The sequence below is a fragment of the Streptomyces litmocidini genome (genome assembly GCF_014649755.1).
Lineage (GTDB): Bacteria > Actinomycetota > Actinomycetes > Streptomycetales > Streptomycetaceae > Streptomyces > Streptomyces litmocidini.
Map to the genome: position 1 here is coordinate 18,714 of NZ_BMTQ01000009.1, position 18,834 is coordinate 37,547.

General features: G+C 73.0%; 16 protein-coding genes and 4 pseudogenes. 14 read left to right on the forward strand and 6 right to left on the reverse strand.

Annotation, left to right across the window (positions count from 1 at the left end; translation table 11 throughout):
• Positions 1-190: 190 nt before the first annotated feature.
• The 7 genes and pseudogenes from IE180_RS20225 to IE180_RS20255 form a co-directional block, all read left to right on the forward strand.
• Positions 191-1,584 (forward strand): annotated as a pseudogene (locus tag IE180_RS20225) (FAD-dependent oxidoreductase); the annotation flags it as partial.
• A gap of 283 nt (positions 1,585-1,867) precedes the next feature.
• Entirely contained in the window at positions 1,868-3,112 is a 1,245-nt protein-coding gene (locus tag IE180_RS20230; protein ID WP_190158316.1) for a cytochrome P450, read from the forward strand.
• A gap of 78 nt (positions 3,113-3,190) precedes the next feature.
• Complete coding sequence (locus IE180_RS20235; RefSeq protein ID WP_190158317.1) at positions 3,191-3,787, forward strand: DUF6328 family protein; 597 nt, start codon at positions 3,191-3,193, stop codon at positions 3,785-3,787.
• Entirely contained in the window at positions 3,784-4,035 is a 252-nt protein-coding gene (locus IE180_RS20240; protein WP_190158318.1) for a hypothetical protein, read from the forward strand. Before IE180_RS20235 ends, IE180_RS20240 begins: the two co-directional genes overlap by 4 nt.
• Complete coding sequence (locus IE180_RS20245; RefSeq protein ID WP_190158319.1) at positions 4,032-4,793, forward strand: metallophosphoesterase family protein; 762 nt, start codon at positions 4,032-4,034, stop codon at positions 4,791-4,793. The genes IE180_RS20240 and IE180_RS20245 overlap by 4 nt, the downstream gene beginning before the upstream one ends.
• Positions 4,794-4,929: 136 nt before the next feature.
• A complete protein-coding gene (locus IE180_RS20250) occupies positions 4,930-5,715 on the forward strand; it encodes a polysaccharide deacetylase family protein (protein ID WP_190158320.1) in 786 nt (261 codons plus the stop codon).
• Positions 5,716-5,817: 102 nt separating this feature from the next.
• The gene (locus tag IE180_RS20255) at positions 5,818-6,120 is read left to right on the forward strand and encodes a hypothetical protein (protein WP_190158321.1); all 303 of its coding nucleotides are present in this window, start codon (positions 5,818-5,820) and stop codon (positions 6,118-6,120) included.
• Positions 6,121-6,192: 72 nt separating this feature from the next.
• Here the strand turns inward: IE180_RS20255 and IE180_RS20260 are convergent, their stop codons facing one another.
• The gene (locus IE180_RS20260; protein WP_190158322.1) at positions 6,193-6,684 is read right to left on the reverse strand and encodes a carboxymuconolactone decarboxylase family protein; all 492 of its coding nucleotides are present in this window, start codon (positions 6,682-6,684) and stop codon (positions 6,193-6,195) included.
• A gap of 125 nt (positions 6,685-6,809) precedes the next feature.
• On the opposite strand from IE180_RS20260, the gene IE180_RS20265 reads away from it, so the two are divergent.
• Complete coding sequence (locus IE180_RS20265) at positions 6,810-7,733, forward strand: pirin family protein (RefSeq protein ID WP_190158323.1); 924 nt, start codon at positions 6,810-6,812, stop codon at positions 7,731-7,733.
• Positions 7,734-8,024: 291 nt separating this feature from the next.
• On the opposite strand, the pseudogene IE180_RS20270 reads toward IE180_RS20265, so the two are convergent.
• From IE180_RS20270 to IE180_RS20275, 3 pseudogenes are all read right to left on the reverse strand, one after another.
• Positions 8,025-8,510 (reverse strand): annotated as a pseudogene (locus IE180_RS20270) (transposase); the annotation flags it as partial.
• Positions 8,450-8,845 (reverse strand): annotated as a pseudogene (locus IE180_RS36570) (hypothetical protein); the annotation flags it as partial. The pseudogenes IE180_RS36570 and IE180_RS20270, both read right to left, overlap by 61 nt.
• Before the next feature lie 12 nt (positions 8,846-8,857).
• Positions 8,858-9,315, reverse strand: a pseudogene (locus IE180_RS20275) (transposase family protein); the annotation flags it as partial.
• A gap of 69 nt (positions 9,316-9,384) precedes the next feature.
• Here IE180_RS20275 and IE180_RS20280 point away from each other — a divergent pair.
• Positions 9,385-10,125, forward strand: a complete 741-nt coding sequence (locus tag IE180_RS20280; protein WP_190158324.1) for a class I SAM-dependent DNA methyltransferase — start codon at positions 9,385-9,387, stop codon at positions 10,123-10,125.
• Between the two features lie 234 nt (positions 10,126-10,359).
• On the opposite strand, the gene IE180_RS20285 is transcribed toward IE180_RS20280, so the two are convergent.
• Positions 10,360-11,517: an agmatine deiminase family protein gene (locus IE180_RS20285; protein ID WP_190158325.1), complete on the reverse strand. Its 1,158-nt coding sequence runs from the start codon at positions 11,515-11,517 to the stop codon at positions 10,360-10,362.
• Positions 11,518-11,780: 263 nt separating this feature from the next.
• Positions 11,781-12,359: a TetR/AcrR family transcriptional regulator gene (locus IE180_RS20290; protein WP_190158326.1), complete on the reverse strand. Its 579-nt coding sequence runs from the start codon at positions 12,357-12,359 to the stop codon at positions 11,781-11,783.
• Positions 12,360-12,489: 130 nt separating this feature from the next.
• Between IE180_RS20290 and IE180_RS20295 the strand changes: the two genes are divergently transcribed.
• The 5 genes from IE180_RS20295 to IE180_RS20315 all read left to right on the forward strand — a co-directional run bounded on the left by IE180_RS20295 (position 12,490) and on the right by IE180_RS20315 (position 18,744).
• The gene (locus tag IE180_RS20295) at positions 12,490-14,034 is read left to right on the forward strand and encodes a serine/threonine-protein kinase (protein WP_190158327.1); all 1,545 of its coding nucleotides are present in this window, start codon (positions 12,490-12,492) and stop codon (positions 14,032-14,034) included.
• Positions 14,035-14,172: 138 nt separating this feature from the next.
• Entirely contained in the window at positions 14,173-15,333 is a 1,161-nt protein-coding gene (locus IE180_RS20300; protein WP_190158328.1) for an agmatine deiminase family protein, read from the forward strand.
• Positions 15,334-15,567: 234 nt separating this feature from the next.
• Positions 15,568-16,146 (forward strand): TetR/AcrR family transcriptional regulator, encoded by a 579-nt coding sequence (locus IE180_RS20305; protein ID WP_190158329.1) that lies wholly within the window; start codon positions 15,568-15,570, stop codon positions 16,144-16,146.
• 169 nt (positions 16,147-16,315) lie between these two features.
• Positions 16,316-17,011: an urease subunit gamma gene (ureA, locus tag IE180_RS20310; RefSeq protein ID WP_190158330.1), complete on the forward strand. Its 696-nt coding sequence runs from the start codon at positions 16,316-16,318 to the stop codon at positions 17,009-17,011.
• A complete protein-coding gene (locus tag IE180_RS20315) occupies positions 17,008-18,744 on the forward strand; it encodes an urease subunit alpha (RefSeq protein WP_190158331.1) in 1,737 nt (578 codons plus the stop codon). The genes ureA and IE180_RS20315 overlap by 4 nt, the downstream gene beginning before the upstream one ends.
• Positions 18,745-18,834: the final 90 nt, after the last annotated feature.

The following is an 18,834-nucleotide window of genomic DNA, read 5'->3' on the forward strand; positions in this document are numbered from 1 at the left end:
CCCCCCGCCCGCCCGGCGAACTCCGTCCCCCGCAGGCTCCGGAGATGTCCTCGGCCCGCCGGGCACGAGGTACGAGGCGCTCGGTCCACCGGGCGCAGAGCGGTCCGTCCCGCCGGTCGGGCCGCCCGCCCGACTGCGGGCGTCGGCCCCGGGTAGTCGCCCCGCGGGGCGACGGCCGAGAGGAGCCATCATGTCCGCGCGTTCGTACTGGATGGAGTCGGCGCCGCCCGCCACCGCCCGACCGCCCCTGGAGGGCGACCTCGCGGCCGACGCGGTCGTGGTGGGGGCCGGGGTCGTCGGGCTGTGCACCGCCCGCGAGCTGGCCCGTGCCGGGCGCGAGGTCGTCGTCCTCGAAGCGGGCCGGATCGCGGCCGGGGTCACCGGACGCACCACCGGCAAGCTGACCTCCCTGCACGGCCTGTGCTACGAGCGCCTGCGCGCGGACCGGGGGGAGGCGGCGGCCGCGGCGTACGCCGCGGCCCAGGAGGACGCCCTGCGACAGGTGCTGCGCTTCTGCGGGGAGCGGGGCGTCGACGCGGAGGTCGAGCGCCGGCCGGCGTACACGTACACCCTCGACGAGGCGCGCGCCGGGACGATCCGGGCGGAGGCGGCGGCCGCCGCCGGGGCGGGCCTCCGGGCCACGGCGGTGACCGGCACGGATCTGCCGTACCCGGTCGCCGCGGCCGTCCGGGTCGAGGACCAGGTGCAGTTCCACCCCCGCCGCTTCCTGCTGGCCCTGGCGGACGACCTGGTCGCCCTCGGCGGCCGTCTCCACGAGGACACCCGGGTCACCGGCCTGCGGGAGGGCGTCGACTGCCGCCTCGCCCTGGAGGGCGGCGGCACGGTGCACGCCCGGGACGTCGTCCTCGCCACCCATTTCCCGCTGCGCTGCCACACCACCCTCCTCGTCCGGCTCTCCGTGCGCCGCGAGCTGGTCGTCGCGGCCCCCGTGGAGGAACGCCACGCCCCGTACGGCATGTACCTGACCGACGAGCACGGCACCCGGTCGGTGCGGACCGCCCCGCCCCGCTCGGCGAGGGGCGGCGGCTGCTGATCGTCACGGGCGAACCGTTCACCCCCGGCGTCGGGCGCGTGACCGGCCGGTACGAGCGCCTGGAGGCCTGGGCGCGCGCCCGGCTGCCGGGCTTCGCCGAGGCGCCGACGGTCCGCCGGTGGTCGGCCCAGGACGTCCACACCACCGACGGGCTTCCGTGCGTCGGCCACGAGCACCCCGACACCCAGCACGTGTACGTCGCCACCGGATTCGGCGGCTGGGGCCTCAGCAACGGCGTCGCCGCGGGCCGTCTCCTCGCCGCGCAGCTGACGGGCGGCCCGTGCCCGCCCTGGACGGAGCTCTTCGACCCGCGCCGCCGGCTCCCCGCCCGCGAACTCCCCGGGATCGCCCGTCGGCAGGCCGCCGTGGCCCGCCGCTTCGCGAGCGGTCTGCGCAGCGGCCGGCGCTGTACCCACATGGGCTGCGAACTCGGCTTCGACGAGGTCGAGCAGACCTGGGAGTGCCCCTGCCACGGCTCGCGCTTCGCCTCCGACGGCACGCTCCTCCAGGGCCCGGCCACCCGCTCCCTGGGCGGCTGAGACCTCCACGCGTACGCGCGCGTCCGGGGCCTCCGGATGGGGGACGCCGCAGCCGCGCCCCGCCCGCAGCCGCGCCCCGCCCGTCCCGCGTCCGCGGCCGGGGCCTCCGACCGCGTACTCCCCGGCCATGACCGGCCCCTTCTCCGCGTACGCGCGCGTCCGGAGCCTCCGTCCGGCCCCACGCGCACGTGCCTCCGCCCGGCCCCACGCGCACGTGCCGCCACTCGGCCGTACGCGCGCGTGCCCCCGCGTCGGCGGGGGTACCGGACGGGGCATGATCCGACTGATCGAGGACCTGACGGAGGACCGCACCGCCGCCCTGCTGCTCCAGGGGTACGCCTGGCTGCCCGACGCGCGCCGCCGGGCGGGGAACGGCGCGGCCGTCCGGACCCGGCTGCTCGGCCGGACCGCCGTCGCCCTGCACGGGCCCGAGGCGGTGCGCTTCTTCTACGACGAGCGCCATGTGCGCCGCGCCGGCGCCCTGCCGGGACCGGTGCTCGACACGCTCTTCGGCCGGGGCGCCGTCCACACCCTGGACGGCGCCGAGCACCGCGCCCGCAAGGCGCTCTTCGTCGCCCGGCTGACCGATCCGGCGGCCGTCGCCTCCCTCGTCGAGCACGCCCGGGCCGCCTGGCGGGCGGTGTTCGCCGCCCCCGCCCGGAGCGAGGTCGTGCTCTTCGACGAGGCGGCACTCGTGCTCGCGCGGGCCGTCCGCGACTGGGCCGGGCTGCCGTACGACGACACGCAGGTCCGCGACCTGGCGCGGGACTGCGTCGCCATGGTCGACGGCTTCGCCACCCCGGGCCCGCGCCATCCGCGGGCCCGCCGCGCCCGCTCCCGCCAGGAGGCCCTCCTCGCCGACGCGGTCGGGAAGGCGAGGGCGACGGCGGTGTCCGCCGAGGACACGCCGTTCGGGGCCGTCGTCCGGCACCGAGGGGCCGACGGGGCTCCGCTCGACCCGCACACCGCTGCCGTGGAGCTCCTGAACATCGCCCGTCCGACGATCGCCGTCGCCTGGTTCGTGGCGTTCGCCGGACACGCGCTGCACCGGTGGCCCGACACCCGCAAGCGCCTCCGTGAGGACGGATCCGGCGCCTACGCGACGGCCTTCGCCCACGAGGTCCGCCGCTTCTACCCCTTCGTGCCGTTCGTCGGCGGCCTCGCCGCCCGCGACCTGGAGTGGCACGGGGAGCGGATCCCGGAGGGCGCGCTCGTCCTGCTCGACGTGTACGGCCAGAACCACGACCCGGCCCTCTGGCCGGACCCGTACCGCTTCGACCCCGAGCGCTTCCTCTCCCGGCCCCCGGACCCGGACGCCCTGATCCCGCAGGGCGGCGGCGACGCCCGTACCGGCCATCGCTGCCCCGGCGAGGACGTCACCGTCGCCGTCCTCGCGGCCCTGTCGGGCGCCCTGGCCCGGCAGGAGTGGTCGGTGCCCCCGCAGGACCTGCGGATCCCCCTCCGGCGGGTCCCCACCGCACCGCGCAGCGGCTTCCGGATCGCTCTCCGGCCGGTCTGACCGGGAGGTTTGCGCGGCCGCCCTCCGGGCACCGCACCTCGCATAACGGGGCGGACGCGCCGAGCCGAGGAGGACGTCATGGCCGTGACGAGACGCCTGACGGAGGCCGAGTGGCGCGCCGTGGAGGCGGAGGCGGCGCTCCGGCCCCGGGCGCCACGTCCCCCGGAGGGCACCGGGGAGCGGCTCGACGGACAACCGGAAGGCGCCCGGGAGCGGGGCGACGGACGGTGGCAGGAGGTCCTCCGGGAGACGCGGGTCGCCCGGACCGGCGTGCGGATCCTGTCCGGCCTCCTGTTCGGCCTCGCCTTCACGGCCGGCTTCCGCGACCTGGACGGCTTCGACCGCGGCCCGTACGTCGTCACCGTCGTCCTCGCCGCCTCCTCGACCGCCGCCCTGATCGCCCCGGTCTCCCTCCACCGCTGTCCCTCCGGGCTGCGGCTGAAGGAGGAGGCGGCGAGCGCCGCCGGGCGGCTCGTGGTCTGCGGCACGGTCCTCCTCGCCCTGACCGTCGCCTGCGTCCTCCTGCTCATCCTGAACGTGGTCCTCGGCGGCGCGCCGACCGCCGGGGTCGCCGTCGGCGCCGTGACGCTGTGGTTCGCGCTCGGCCGGTACGCCACCCCCTACCGGCTGCGGCCCGGGGCGCCGGCGCGGAACCAGGACGGAGGACGACGGTGAACGGCGGCGAGAGCGAGTACCGGATCGCCCGCTTCAGGGAGCGCCTCGCGCGCGAGGACGTGGCCGAACTCGGCGTCCGCGTCGAGGTGCGCGGCGCGAGCATCCTCCTGACGGGCACCCTCCCCACGGCCGACCGCCGCGACGAGATCCTCCGCCTCGCGAGCACCGAACTGGCCGGCATTCCCGTCCACGCGGACCTCCTGGTCGCCCGCGCCGACCCTCCCGACCGTCCCGAGGAACTGTCGTGACCCCCGGCGCCGAGCGGGACGGAGCCTTCGTCAGGGTGGCCGCCGTGGGCGACATCCACCTGAGCCCGGACTGCCGGGGCCTGCTGCGTCCCTCCTTCGAGACCCTGCCGCTCTGCGCGGACGTGCTCCTCCTCGCCGGCGACCTCACCCGGCACGGCACCGTCCCGGAGGCGGAGGTCGTCGCGGAGGAGGTGCGCGACCTCGGCGTCCCGGTGGTCGCCGTGCTCGGCAACCACGACTACCACTCGGAGCGGGAGGCCGACGTCACCCGGGTCCTCACCGATGCCGGGGTCACGGTCCTGGAGGGGGACCGGGTGGTCCTGCCGGTGGCGGGCCGCAAGGTCGGCGTCGCCGGGGCGAAGGGCTTCTGCGGGGGCTTCGCGGGCCGCAGTGCCGGGGAGTTCGGCGAGCGCGAGATGAAGGACTTCGTCCGTACCGCCCGCCGCGGCGCCGAGAGCCTGCACCGGGCGCTGGCCGACATGTCGGCCGACGGCTGCGCGGCCAGGATCGCCCTCACCCACTTCGCGCCCGTCCCCGACACGCTCGCCGGCGAGCCGGTCGAGATCTATCCCTTCCTGGGCAGTTACCTCCTCGCCGAGGCCATCGACGAGGCCGGTGCCGACCTCGCGGTGCACGGCCACGCCCACCTCGGCACCGAACACGGCATGACGGCCGGCGGGGTACGCGTGCGCAACGTGGCCCAGCCCGTCATCGGCCGGGCGTTCGCGCTCTACCACCTTCCGCTCGCCGCGAGCTGAGCGGCGGTCAGCGCCCCGCGCGGTCCGGCCCCCCCGCGGGTCCCGTCAGTTGGTCGGGATTCGGTGAAACCTTGCGGCTCCCCTTACCGTCCTCTCACCAGGGAGATGATCGGAAAACGGGGAGTGGGGGATTTCCATGGGGCAGGGCAAGTACACCGCGCACATAGCCGTGGTGGCTTCGGCGGTCGGACTGAGCCTGGCGGTGTGGGGCGCCGCGGCACTGATGGACAACGAGACCGCCGTGGGGATGGGGAAGGCACCGGCCTCGCAGGGGTCCGCGGGGCAGCCGGACCGGGTGCGGCCGCAGAAGGTGCCCGAGAGCATCGCGCACGCGGCCGAGGCGGGGGGCTCGGCGGTGAACATCACCATCGACGACGGGCCCGACCCGCGCTGGACGCCGCAGATGCTGGACATCCTCAGGGAGAACGGCGTCAAGGCCGTGTTCTGCATGGTCGGTCCGATGGCCAAGGACCATCCCGACATCGTCAAGAGGGTCGTGGCGGAGGGCCACCGGCTCTGCGACCACACCGTGTCCCACGACACGACGATGGACAAGAAGTCCGTCGCGTACCAGAAGCAGGAGATCTTCGACGCGAAGAAGATGATCGAGGACGCGGCCGGGGGAGCGGAGGTCGAGTACTACCGGGCGCCGGGCGGAGCGTTCACCCCGGACAGCCGGCGGCTCGCCGCCGCGGCGGGGATGCGGCCGCTCGGCTGGAACGTGGACACGAAGGACTTCGAGCAGCCGGGCACGGCCTCGATCGTCAACACCGTCAAGAACGAGCTGTCGAACGGGCCGACGATCCTCTTCCACGACGGCGGCGGCGACCGCGGCCAGACCGTCGCGGCCCTGCGGCAGGTGCTGCCGTGGCTCAAGGAGAACGGACACACCTTCAGCTTCCCCGTCCGCACGCGCCCTTGAGCCCCGGCGCGGAGGGGCCCCCGTTCGGGCGGTGAGGACGGCGGGAACGGTGAGAGCGGGGGGCGAGCCGTGACCGGCGGCGGGCCGGTCCGTTGTGAGGGTGTGACCTCAACACGACGCATCTCCTCGATCCTCGCCGTCGCCGCCGCCTTCTCGTGCCTCGGCGCCTCCGCGGCGTCCGCCGCGACCGCCGCCGAAGCCACCGGACCTCTGGGGCCCAAGATCAATCCGATCAGCGAGCTCGACGAACTCACCATGACCGGCATCCCCGAGGAGTCCCGCGGGCGGTTCCCGGGCATCGCCGGCCAGCTGAACGGCCTCGACCGGCTGAACGAGCTGGGGCAGCTGCACCAGCTCACCGACCAGGCGGCACCGGTGGCCGGGCTGCTCCCCGTCTCCGCCTGACCGACACGACCGAACTCCTCCGAAGGTCCGGTGCCCCGACGGCACCGGGCCTTCGCCGTGCCCGCCCCCGGATCAGGGCGCGGCGGGGTTCTCCCGTACGGGGTGCCCGCTCAGGATCGAGACCCGGTTGAAGGCGTTGATGGTGATCGCGACCCAGATCACCGCCGAGATCTCCTCGTCGCCCAGCACCCGGCGGGCGCCGTCGAAGGCGCGCTCCCGGGCGAGGGAGTCGGAGGGGGCGGTGGTGGCCTCCGCGAGGGCCAGGGCGGCGCGCTCCCGGTCCGTGAAGAGCTCGGTGTCGCGCCAGGCGGGGAGCACTCCCAGACGGCGGGTCGTCTCGCCCGCGCGCAGGGCGGCCCTGGTGTGCACGTCGAGGCAGTACGCGCAGCCGTTGAGCTGGGACACGCGGAGGTTGACCAGCTCCACCAGGATGCGGTCGAGCCCCGCCTCGGCGGCCGTCGCGCGCACGGCGTCCGCCGTCTGGACCAGCGCGTGGTAGGCCTTGGGGCTCTGCTTGTCGACGTAGATCCGCCTGTCCGCCGGGACTCCTGCCGTGTCGCTCACCGTGCGCTCCTTCCGGGCCGGGCCGGCCTCGTCCGCGAACGGTGCGTGTCACCGTCGCAGGGGCTATCATCATCCATGATTGTTTAAAATGAAACTACCCGGCGGCTTTCTCGAAGGGGCCAGACATGAGCATCGCGGAGATCGAGGTACTGACCGCGCGGGACGTCCCGCTGGGCGGCCCCCGGGCGATGACCGTACGGCGCACGCTCCCGCAGCGCGCGCGGACGCTGATCGGCGCCTGGTGCTTCGCCGACCACTACGGCCCCGACGACGTCGCCGAGTCGGGCGGCATGGACGTCGCCCCGCACCCGCACATCGGACTGCAGACCGTGAGCTGGCTGTTCAGCGGCGAGATCGAGCACCGCGACAGCCTCGGCAGCCACGCGTACGTACGGCCGGGGGAGCTGAACCTCATGACCGGCGGGTACGGCATCAGCCACTCTGAGGTCTCCACCCCCCGCACCACCGTCCTGCACGGCGTCCAGCTGTGGGTGGCCCTCCCCGAGGAACACCGGAACACCGCCCGGGACTTCCAGCACCACGCCCCCGGAACGGTCCGCGTCGACGGCGCGGACGTAAGGGTCTTCCTCGGGTCGCTCGCCGGCTCGACCTCCCCGGTGCGCACCTTCACCCCGCTGCTCGGCGCCGAACTCCTCGTCGACCCGGGTGCGACCGTCACCCTCCCCGTCGACCCCGGCTTCGAACACGGCCTGCTCGTCGACACCGGGGAGATCCGCATGGCCGGAACGCTTCTGCGCCCGGCCGAACTGGGATACGCCCCCACCGGAGCCGGGACGCTCACCCTGACCAACGAGTCGGACGCCCCCGCCCGCGCGGTCCTCCTCGGCGGAACGCCGTTCGAGGAGGAGATCGTGATGTGGTGGAACTTCATCGGCCGCAGCCACGAGGACGTCGCCGAGGCCCGCGAGGAGTGGGAGAAGGTCTCCGACCGCTTCGGCGAGGTCGCCGGCTACCCCGGCGACCGCCTCCCCGCCCCCGCCCTGCCCAACGCCCGGATCGCGCCGCGCAAGAACCCCGCACACCGCTGACCCGGGTTTTCCCTGCCGAGCCGAGGTGGGGGCGGGGGATGCCCGGCCGCGTCTGCAGCTGCCGGCGCGACTGCGGGAGGGGGCGTGTCGCAGCCCCTCCCGCAGTCGCGCGGTCGGCGGGTGTGCTTCCAGGGTGTGCTCGTGTGCGAGCAGGTCCGGTCAGCTGGATGCCGGCCTCTCGCCGACTTGGATGACGGGCCGTCAGGCGCCACGGTGGCGCGGCGCAGGATGCGGCGGCGGGCCGGTCTCGGCGCCGTACGCGCCGGCGGGTGAAGCTCCGCAGTCGGCGAGCCCGTTCGGCCGGACCTCGATCACAGCGAACCGCGAGGTCATCGGGCCTTTGCCGCCGTTTCGCCAGAAGACCTCTTCGAAGACCGTGTCCGGGGTGGTGAACGAGGTCAGGGGCCGGACCGGCAGCCCGAGAGCCGGCCGGGGCGTGGAGACGTGCCCGATCCCGTCGGGGATCCCGGCTCTCCGTCGCCGTTCCTCGTCGTCCGCCCGTTCCTCGTCGTCCGCCCGTTCCTCGGGCAGGAACAACTCCCACTCCAGCGGGCAGGACGCGGTGTCGGTGGCCGCGTGCACGCTGACCGCGACCCGGCGGTTCGCCCGCTCGCCCAACGCTCCGCAGCACTGCCGGGCCACCCCCGCCGAAGCGGTGCCGGACCGGGGGAACGACACATCGTCGATCACCCGCACCTCGGGCGCGATCGCCTCGCTCAACCGCTCGACGATCCGCCGCCCCACCGGCGCTGGCCTGAGTCGGGGATCCGTCGGCAGGAGGCGGCGACTTTGTCGAGGATCTCGTCGGCTGTCTTCGTCCAGACGAAGGCTGCCTTCGTCCGGACGAACGGCCTGGGGTGGTCGTCCCAGTCGGTGAGCCAGGCCCGGATGTCGCGTTCAAGTGCCTGGACGGAGCGCTGGACACCAGGCTTGAGCTTCTTCTGGGTCAGCTCGGCGAACCGCCGCTCCACCAGGTTCAGCCAGGACGCGCTGGTCGGCGTGAAGCGCAGGTGGAACCGCGGGGGAGACAGCAGCCACCTCTTCACGCCGGGCGTCTCGTGGGTCGCGCAGGTGGCCGGGGCCAGGTGGATCTGGAGGACTGCCGGTACTTCCTTGAGCCTTTTTCAACCTCGGTTCGAGCAGGTCATGTGGAAGGTGAGGACGCCTGCACGAGGCTGGTGGTGAGGGTGGTGCGGGTGGTGCTGCATCGCAGCTTGCGCAACAGTCGCCGGGTCTTGAGTGTGGCCATGGCCTGCTCGCCCAGTGCCCGGATTTCGGCATGGGCCCGGTCGGCCGCCTGCTGACCCGTGGAGAGCTTCTCCCCTCGACCGCGATACGGCACACGGACGGTTCCGCCTGCTCCTTGGTATCCCTTGTCGGTCCAGCAGCGGATGCCGGCCTCGGCCAGAGAGCCGAGGATGTCGTGCTCGCGGACCGCACGAAGGTCGTGAACGGCTCTGGGCAGCGCAGGTGAGGCCCACAGCAGTTTCCCTGCCGGGTCGTCCAGGACTTGCACGTTCATGCCGTGCTTTTTGTGTTTGCCGGAAGGGAAGGGCTGGTCAGCAGCGATGCGGTCGATCGGTGCGCGATGAGGCGCGGAGAACGTAAATGCGTCGACAGCACCCCTCGGCATTCGGCACAGTGGCCGCCCGTGACGAGCAGTGAACTGTGGACCCGTGCGACCGCCGACCGCTACGACGCCGAGGAGGCCGAAGCGTCCTCGGCTGCCGTTCTCGGACCGACCCTCGCCTTCCTGGCCGAGCTCGCCGGAGACGGCCGGGCGCTGGAGTTCGCCATCGGAACCGGACGGGTGGGAGTCCCGCTCCGGGAACGCGGCGTGCCGGTGGTGGGCGTCGAACTGTCCGAGCACATGGCGGCGGTGCTGCGGCGCAAGGTCGACGAGGACGCCCTCCCGGTAGTCATCGGGGACATGGCCACCACCGTCGTTCCCGGCGGGTTCGCCCTGGTCTACCTCGTCTACAACACCATCACGAACCTGCTCACGCAGGACGAGCAGGTCGAGTGCTTCCGCAACGCCGCACGGCATCTGGAGCCCGGAGGGCGGTTCGTCATCGAGCTGGGTGTGCCGCCGCTGCGGCTCCTGCCGCCCGGCCAGGTCGCGGTGCCGTTCGACGTCTCCCAGCGGCATCTCGGCTTCGACACCTTCGACCTGGTCGAGCAGATGCTCGTCTCGCACCACTTCACCCGCGACGGCGACGACGGCCGCTACCGCCGCGAGAACTCCCGGCACCGGTACGCCTGGCCGGCCGAGCTCGACCTGATGGCACGGATCGCCGGGCTCGAACTGGAACGTCGCGTTGCGGACTGGGACGGGTCTCCGTTCACCCAGGACTCCGCGAAGCACGTCTCCGTGTGGCGCAAGCCGGCCTGAGGCCGGCCAGCGGGCCGTCGACGTCGGCCGTGCCTGTCTTGAACTTCCCTCGGGAGTTCAGGCGGCGCCGGCAGGTCAGCCACCTTGTCCGGGGTTCGGCGTTCGCCGAACCGGAGCGACGTACCGAGGGCGATGACGGCCGCGATCAGGAAGCAGGCCGGTACGGCCGGGAAGGGTCCGCCCCGGCTCGGCCCGTGGCGTCGGGGCAGGACACGGCAGGCCCCTGTGGATCGGTCACGCGACCGGCTTGCCGGGCTGGTCGTGGGTGGCGCAGTGGATCCCGCCGCCGCCCGTGGCGATGGTGTCGATGTTCAACTGCACGATCTCCCGCTTGGGGAACTGCTCCTGCAGGATGCCCCGCGCCCGGTCGTCGGCCTTCCTGTCGCCGAACTTGGGCATGTACAGCGCGTCGTTGCCGATGTAGAAGTTGGCGTACGTCGACAGGAAGTCGTCGGTGTAGCCGGTGACCAGGTCGGGGTCGGGCTGCGGGAGGTCGATGATCTCGAAGTCGCGGCCCCGCGCGTCGGTCGCCTCGCCCAGCACGGACATGGCCTGGTCCGAGGAACGCGACCAGGAGTCGGCGGGCATCCCCGGGAACGCCCGGTCGAGCAGGATCACCCCGGGCGCCGTGAACCGCACGAGGCTGTCGACATGGGCGTCGGTGATGTCCTCGCCGCGCACGCCCTTCAGCCAGATCACCTTCTCCATGCCGAGCAGCTCCTTGAGCTCGGCCTCGATCCGGTCGCGGGACTTGCCCCGGTTGCGGTTGTCGTTGACGATCGAGCTCTCGGTGATCAGGAGGGTCCCCTCGCCGTCCGTCTCGAAGGAGCCGCCCTCGGCGACGAGAGGTGCCTGGACGCGGGGGATCCCGTACTTCCGCAGCAGGAGCCGGCCGACCCGGGCGTCGTTGTCGTGCGTCTGCTTGCCGCCCCAGCCGTTGAAGTTGAAGTCGACCCCTTCGACCTTCCCGCCCTCCTCGACGAAGACGGGGACGGTGTCGCGGGCCCACAGGTCGTCGACCGGGAGCGGGATGACCTCGACACCGGATCCGCAGGCCTTCTGGGCGCCGGCGAGCTGTTCCGGCCGGGCCATCATCACGACGTACTCGTACTCCGAGACGGCCCGTGCGACCCGTGCGATGTCCTGTCGCACGTAGGGGAGGTCGTCCTCCCAGACGGACTCCAGCGCGGGCCACGACATGAAGGTGCGGGCGTGGCTCTCCCACTCGGCGGGCATCCGGCGCTCCGCGTCCGTCGGTGCGTCCTGCCCCGCGGTGGAGGAGCCCGCCGAGGGGCCGGGGTCGCCGGGGCCGCAGGCCGAGGCGCCGAAGGCGAGGGCGCCGGCTCCGGCGAGAACGCGCAGGGCCGAGCGGCGGGAGGGGAGAGTGGACATGGGGTCTCCGATCGTGGGCTTGCGGGACCAGGGATCCGGCGGAGGGAGGGGCGTCAGCGAGGGGAGAAACGCGTGGATCGCGGCCCGTGCCCGTGAACAGGGTGCACGTGCTGCTCCGGGAATCGCCGGTACCGCAAGGATGCACACGGCTTTCGTGTCGCCCACTGTGACACTGGCTGAATATTCAGTCAAATTCCTTGCCGGGGGAGGGCGCCGTGGTGTCGCACGGAGTGGCCCTTGCCGCAGACGCCGGGCACTCGCCCTCAGTCCCTCAGCCGCTCGAGTTCCACGGTGACCGCCTCCTTCGCCAGCTCGCGGGCGTGGGCCAGTGGCAGGGCGCCGCTCAGCCATCGCGTGCTGAGCCCTTCGAGGAGGGCGGTCAGCCGCTCGGCGGATGCCGTGAGGGCCGGGGCGGGCGCGGTGGGCCGGATGCGGCCCAGGAGGTCCGCGACATCGTGGATCCAGGTCAGGGTGGCCCTGGCCAGGTCTCCGCGCAGCTCGGGTTCGAAGACCGCGCTGGCGCGCAGTTCGCCCCACGCCGTGCTGTTCTCGCGGACTTCGGGCAGGTCCTGGAACTCGAGGAGCAGGGACCGTTCCAGCTCTCGACGGGCGTCGTGCGCGCCGCCGTCCTCGTCGTCGGACGTGTAGCGGTCGGCCCGGTCGCTGATGAACTCCAGCGTGTGGCGCAGGACGCCGGCGCGGTCCTTGAAGTGGTAGTAGATCAGCGCGGTGGAGACCCCGGCCTCGGTCGCCAGCTCTTCCATGCGCAGCCCGCGCACCCCTCGCCTGGCTATGACTCGGGCGGCACCTTCCAGGATGGCCCTTCGGCGGTCCGTCGACATGCGATCCCCCTCTTGAGTGGTCTGAACCAGCAGTGTCACATATTGACTGAATCTTTAGTTAGAGGCACGATGCGCCAGTTGTGTCAGCCGTCCGGCGTCAGTCACTCCGCACCGTCGAAAGAGCCCCCGCATGTCCGCTCAGCTTCCTGCCGCACAGCCCGCCCATGCGGCGCTGTCGGCCGACGACCCCCGTGAGATCGGCGGCTATCGCCTCCAGGCCAGGCTGGGATCGGGCGGCATGGGCGTGGTGTACCTGGCCCATACGCCCGGCGGTCGGCCCATCGCGCTGAAGGTGGTGCGGGAGGAGTTCGCGGGCGACCCCGAGTTCCGCCTGCGGTTCGCCCGGGAAGTGGCCAGCGCCGAGCGCATCCACGGCTTGTTCACCGCGCAGGTGGTGGCCTCGGGCGTGGACGCCCCGACCCCGTGGCTCGCCACCGCCTACGTCCCCGGGCCGTCCCTGCACCAGGTGGTCCAGCGGCACGGTCCGCTCCCGGTGCGTACGGCGCTGCTCCTCGCGGCCGGCATCGCCGAGGCCCTTCAGGCGATCCATCGGGCCGGCGTCGTCCATCGCGACCTCAAGCCCGCCAACGTGTTGATCGCCGAGGACGGACCCCGCGTCATCGACTTCGGCATCGCCCGCGCGGCCGACGCCACCGCTCTGACCGGTACGGGGCTGAGCATCGGTACCGCGGCGTTCATGGCACCCGAGCAGGCGCTGGGCCGGCCCGTGTCCCCGGCCACCGACGTCTTCGCGCTCGGCGCGCTCATCGCGTACGTGGCGGGCGGCGAAGCCCCCTTCGGCGCGGGGCCCGATTCGGCCGCGCTGTACCGGGTGGTCCACGAACCGGCCGATCTCACCCGGGTGCCGCCCGAACTGCGGGATCTGCTCGTTCGGTGTCTGGCCAAGCGTCCGGAGGACCGCCCCACCACCGCGGAACTGATGGCGGCCGTCCACGCGCATCCTCTGGTGGGGCCCCATCCGGAGTTCGCCGAGGGCTGGCTGCCGCAGCCGATCGCCGGCGAGGTGGCGGGGCGGGCCGTACGGACCGGGCCGGAGGCGTCCGTGCCGGGGCGGTCCGCATCGATTCATGCGCAGCCCACCCTCGCGGCTCCGGCATCGCCCCAGGTCCCGGCGGCGCCGCCCTCGCGCAGGGCGCCGAAGCGCGGGCGCCGTCGGACCGTGGCAGTGCCGGCGGTGCTCGCGCTCTTCGCACTGGCCGGTGGCGCCGTTTACGCGCTCGCCTCCCCGCAGGCGCCGGACGGCCGCGCCGACGGCCCGGACCCGGCGTCCTCCCCGGCCGTCTACGTCCCCGTCGGCAAGAGCGTCGAGCTGACCTCGCCGGATGCCACGTACGAGTTCGACCTGAAGGCGGGGAAGGTCGTCCCCTCGGACACCGCCGCCTGGTACCTGGCGCGCGACCGCTCCGAGTTCGTGCTCCCGGAGGACAGTGACGCCTTCGTCGCCGCCGGCGACGATCTCGGCCCCGCCGACTGCGTCCGGGGGATCGACACGGAACCGGTCACCAGAGTCGCCTTCGCGGACGTGGCCGACGAGCGCCCCTTCTGTATCCGCGGCGCCGACGGCCAGGACCTCGTCGTCGTGCGCCTGATCGAGGCGCACGACGACGGCGGGCCCGTCACGGCGGAGTTCGACCACTATCGCCGGGCCCGGTAGGCCCGGCTCGCCCTCGAAGCCGTCCGCACTGCTCCAAGGGCTGCGAACTCGCGGGCCTGATCCTCTCAAGATAATTGACTGAATTTTCAGTCTGCGACAGCATGCGGGGAACATCTCTTCCCCTCAGGTAGGAGTCTCATGGACACGCCCACGACCTCCCGGCGCCGACTGCTCCGGCTCGGCGCGGCGGCGCTGCCGCTCGCGGCCCTCGGTTCGGCACTGCCCACGGTGGCCCGCGCGGCCACCGGCCCTTCGGATGCCGTGCTGCGGATGCCCGCGGAGACCGACCGCCACGTACGGACCTTCATGGCCTGGCCCGCGCTGTCGTCCGTCTGGTCCACCCGGCTCGACGGCGTCCGCCGCGACATCGCACGAGTCGCCGACGCGATCTCCCGGTACGAACCCGTCGTGGTGCTCGCCCGGCCCGAGCAGGCGTCCGACGCCCGGTACGCCTGCGGAGCCGGGGCCTACCACGGCATCGAGGTCCTCGAAATATCCAACGACGACCTGTGGATCCGGGACTTCGGTCCCACCTTCGTCGTCGCCCCCGGCGCCGTCGCGGGCGTGGACACCCACTTCAACGGCTGGGGCAAGGCCGGCACGTCGTACGCACAGCCCTACGCCAATGACGCGGTCGCGGCCGAGACCCTGCTCGGTCAGTACGGTGTCCAGCGCGTGCGGGCCGGATTCGTCGGGGAGGGCGGTTCGCTGGAGACCGACGGCCAGGGCACCCTGCTGGCCACCGTCAGCTCGCTCGTCAACGCCAACCGCAACCCGGGCATGAACCAGGACCAGGTCGAGCAGGCGATGAAGTCGGCGCTGGGCATCGACAAGGTGATCTGGGTACCGGGACTCGCCGGCCAGGACATCACCGACTGCCACATCGACTGTCTGGCCCGCTTCGTCGCACCGGGACAGGTCATCCTGGACCGGCCCGGTCCCGGTACCGACAGCAAGTGGGTCGCCGTCTACGACGAGACCAAGCGGATCCTGCTCGGTGCGACCGACGCGCAGGGCCGCCGGCTGACCGTCACCGAGCTCCCCGGGCCGGACCGCCGTGCCATCCGCGGCAGGGGCACCGACTTCCTGTCCAGTTACACCAACTACTACACCGCGAACGGCGCCGTCCTCGTGCCCCAGTTCGGCGACGGGGATGCCGACGGCAGGGCCTACGCCATCCTGCAGGCCGCGTATCCAGGCCGGAACGTCGTCCAGCTGAACATCGACAACATCGCGAGCGGTGGCGGCGGAATCCACTGCGCCACCCAGTCCCAGCCGGTCGTCCCCCCGGTCCTCTGACCGGGGCGCCGAACCGGCAGGACGACACCGGACGCCCTGACGGCGCACCGGTCGCCCTGACGGCGCACCGGTCGCCGCCTCGCGGCGGCGACCGGACGTCCGGGGGGAGCGGCGGGTGGCGGGAGCTTCCCCGGATCGGCGATCCCGTCGTCCGTACACAGGCGCCGGCCTCGGCCCGGCCGCTCGTCAGGGCCTTGACTCCGCCGCCGGAAGGGGCCCGGTAAGGTTCGGGCCATGGCGTCTCGCAGCACTCAGATCCTCGAAGCCGCCGCCCGGGTGATCGCCCGGCGCGGAGTCCGCGGCCTGCGCGTGGAGGAGCTCGCCGCCGAGGCGGGCGTGTCCACGGCGCTCATCTACTACCACTTCAAGGACCGCGCCGGGATCCTGAGCAAGACGCTGGAGTTCATCAACGACCGCGCCGAGCGCTACACGACCCACCGCGACCCCGACGCCGAACCGCTCAGCCCGCGCGAGGAACTGGACCAGACGCTCCTCCTCGAACTCCAGGACTCGACCGAGGTCCGGGAGAACAGCACCGCCTGGGGCGAGTTGCGGGCCAGCGCCGTCTTCGACGACCTCCTGCGCGAGGACCTGGCGAGGGCCACCCTCGTCTGGGTCCAGGAGGTGGCGGCCCTCCTCGGGCAGGTCCGGCCGATGGCGCCGGCCGTCGCCCTCACGGCGTCCGCCGAGCGGCTCACGGCCCTCCTGGAGGGCCTCAGCACGCGCTGGCTCAGTGGCACGCTCCAGATCGCCCACGCCAGGACCCTGATGAGCGAGGCCATCGAGACCGAGGTCGAACGACTCGGCCGCTGACCCCCGCGCGAGACGCTTCCGCCCCCGGGCCCAGGTCCGGGGGCGTTCGTCTGCCCATGTTGTTGACTGATATTTCAGTCAGTGTCACAGTGGGATGCCTCTCCCACTCCGAACTTTCCGAAAGGAACAGGGACATGCACGTGCACAGCCCCATGGGTCAGGAGGCGACATGCCTCTGACCCCCACCGAGCGGGACCGGCTGCTGCTCTTCACGGCCGCCCAGCTCGCCCGGACGCGCCTGGAGCGCGGACTGCGGCTCAACGTGCCGGAGGCGACCGCGCTGATCGCCGACACGGTCTGCGAGGCCGCGCGTGACGGCCTGCGCCTGGCCGAGGCCCTCGACCGCGGCCGCGGTGTCCTCGGACCGGACGATGTGCTTCCCGGCGTCACCGACATCGTGACCGAGATCCAGGTCGAGGCGGTGTTCGACGACGGCACGCGGCTGGCCGTCATCAGCGCCCCGTTCGGCGACGTGGAGCACGACGAGGGCGCCCCGGGGGCCGTGTTGCCCCACACCGACGTACTGCCGGAGCCCGCGCCGGAGATCGTCCTCCGGATCCGCAACGCGGCGACGGTCCCGGTCAGCGTGACCTCCCACTTCCACTTCTTCGAGGCCAATCCCCGCCTGGACTTCGACCGGGCCGCCGCGTACGGCATGCGGCTCGCCGCTCCCGCCGGATCGTCGACCCGGTTCGACCCCGGTGCCGTCGTGGAGGTCGGACTCGTACCGATGGGCGGGGAGCGGATCGCGATCGGATTCGCGGGGCTGGTCGACGGGCCGCTGGACGCGCCCGGCGCCAAGGCCGAAGCCCTGAAGCGTGCCGCCGCCCGCGGCTACCTGGGAGCGGGAGGGGCAGGACGATGAGCAGGCCCACCAGGCACAGCGACCACTGCGCACCCGGCGAGAGCCGGCACATCGACCCGCACGAGTACGCCGCGGTGCACGGCCCCCGCGCCGGGGACCGCGTCCGTCTCGGCGACTCCGGGCTCGTCGTACGGGTGGAGTCGGACGCGCAGGCGTACGGCGACGAGTTCCTGGCCGGCTTCGGCAAGACCGCCCGCGACGGACTCCACCTGAAGGCCGCCGCCGTCCGCGAGACCTGCGACGTCGTCATCAGCAACGTCCTGGTCATCGACGCCGTGCAGGGCATCCGGAAGGTGTCGATCGGCATCCGCGAGGGCCGGATCCACGCCATCGGGCGGGCCGGCAACCCCGACACCCTCGACGGGGTCGACGTCGTCGTCGGCACCGGCACCACGATGATCCCGGGCGAGGGGCTCATCGCCACCGCCGGAGCCGTCGACACCCACGTCCACCTCCTCTCCCCGCGGATCATGGAGGCGTCCCTCGCCAGCGGCGTCACCACGATCATCGGCCAGGAGATCGGCCCGAGCTGGGGCGTCGGCGTCAACTCCCCCTGGGCCCTGAAGGTCGGGTTCGACGCCTTCGACGCCTGGCCGGTCAACATCGGCTTCCTCGCCCGCGGCTCCTCCTCGGACCCGGCGCCGCTGGTGGAGGCGCTCGCCGAGGGCGGGGCGTCGGGCTTCAAGGTCCACGAGGACATGGGCGCCCACACCCGGGCCCTGGACACCGCGCTGCGGGTCGCCGAGGAGCACGACGTCCAGGTCGCCCTGCACTCCGACGGCCTGAACGAGTGCCTGTCGGTCGAGGACACCCTCGCCGTGCTCGAAGGCCGTACGATCCACGCCTTCCACATCGAGGGCTGCGGCGGCGGACACGTCCCCAACGTCCTGAAGATGGCGGGCGTGCCGAACGTCATCGGCTCCTCCACCAACCCCACGCTCCCCTTCGGCCGCGACGCCGTCGCCGAGCACTACGGGATGATCGTCTCCGTCCACGCGCTCAAGACGGACCTGCCCGGCGACGCGGCAATGGCCCGCGACCGGATCAGGGCCGGGACGATGGGCGCGGAGGACGTCCTGCACGACCTCGGCGCGATCGGGATCACCTCCTCCGACGCGCAGGGGATGGGGCGCGCGGGGGAGACCGTCCGGCGGACCTTCGCCATGGCGGGCAAGATGAAGGCCGAACTGGGCGTCCTGGAGGGCGACGGCGCGCACGACGACAACGCGCGCGTGCTGCGCTACATGGCCAAGCTCACCATCAACCCGGCGATCGCCCACGGCCTCGCCCACGAGATCGGTTCGATCGAGGTCGGGAAGATGGCCGACATCGTCCTCTGGCGGCCGCCGTTCTTCGGCGCCAAACCGCAGATGGTCCTCAAGGCCGGTTTCCCGGCCTACGGCGTCACGGGCGATCCGAACGCCGCCACCGACACCTGCGAACCGCTCGTCCTGGGCCCCTTGTTCGGCGCGCACGGCGCTGCTCCGGCCGAGCTCTCCGTCGCGTTCGTCGCCCGGGCCGCCGTCGACCTCGGCTCCGACGCGATGCCCACCCGGCGCCGCCGGGTCGCCGTGCGCGGCACCCGCGGCATCGGCCCCGCCGACCTGCGGCTCAACTCCCGCGTCGGCCAGGTGGACGTCGACCCCCGCAGCGGTCTCGTCACCCTCGACGGCGTTCCGATGCGCTCCGAGCCGACCCGGCAGGTGTCGCTGAGCCGGCTGTACTTCCTCTGACACGGCCCTTTTGGCCGAACCCCCAAAGGCACGCCTCTCCTCTTGACTGAATTTTCAGTCGGGAGGATGCTGGTGCCCACCGCGTACCCG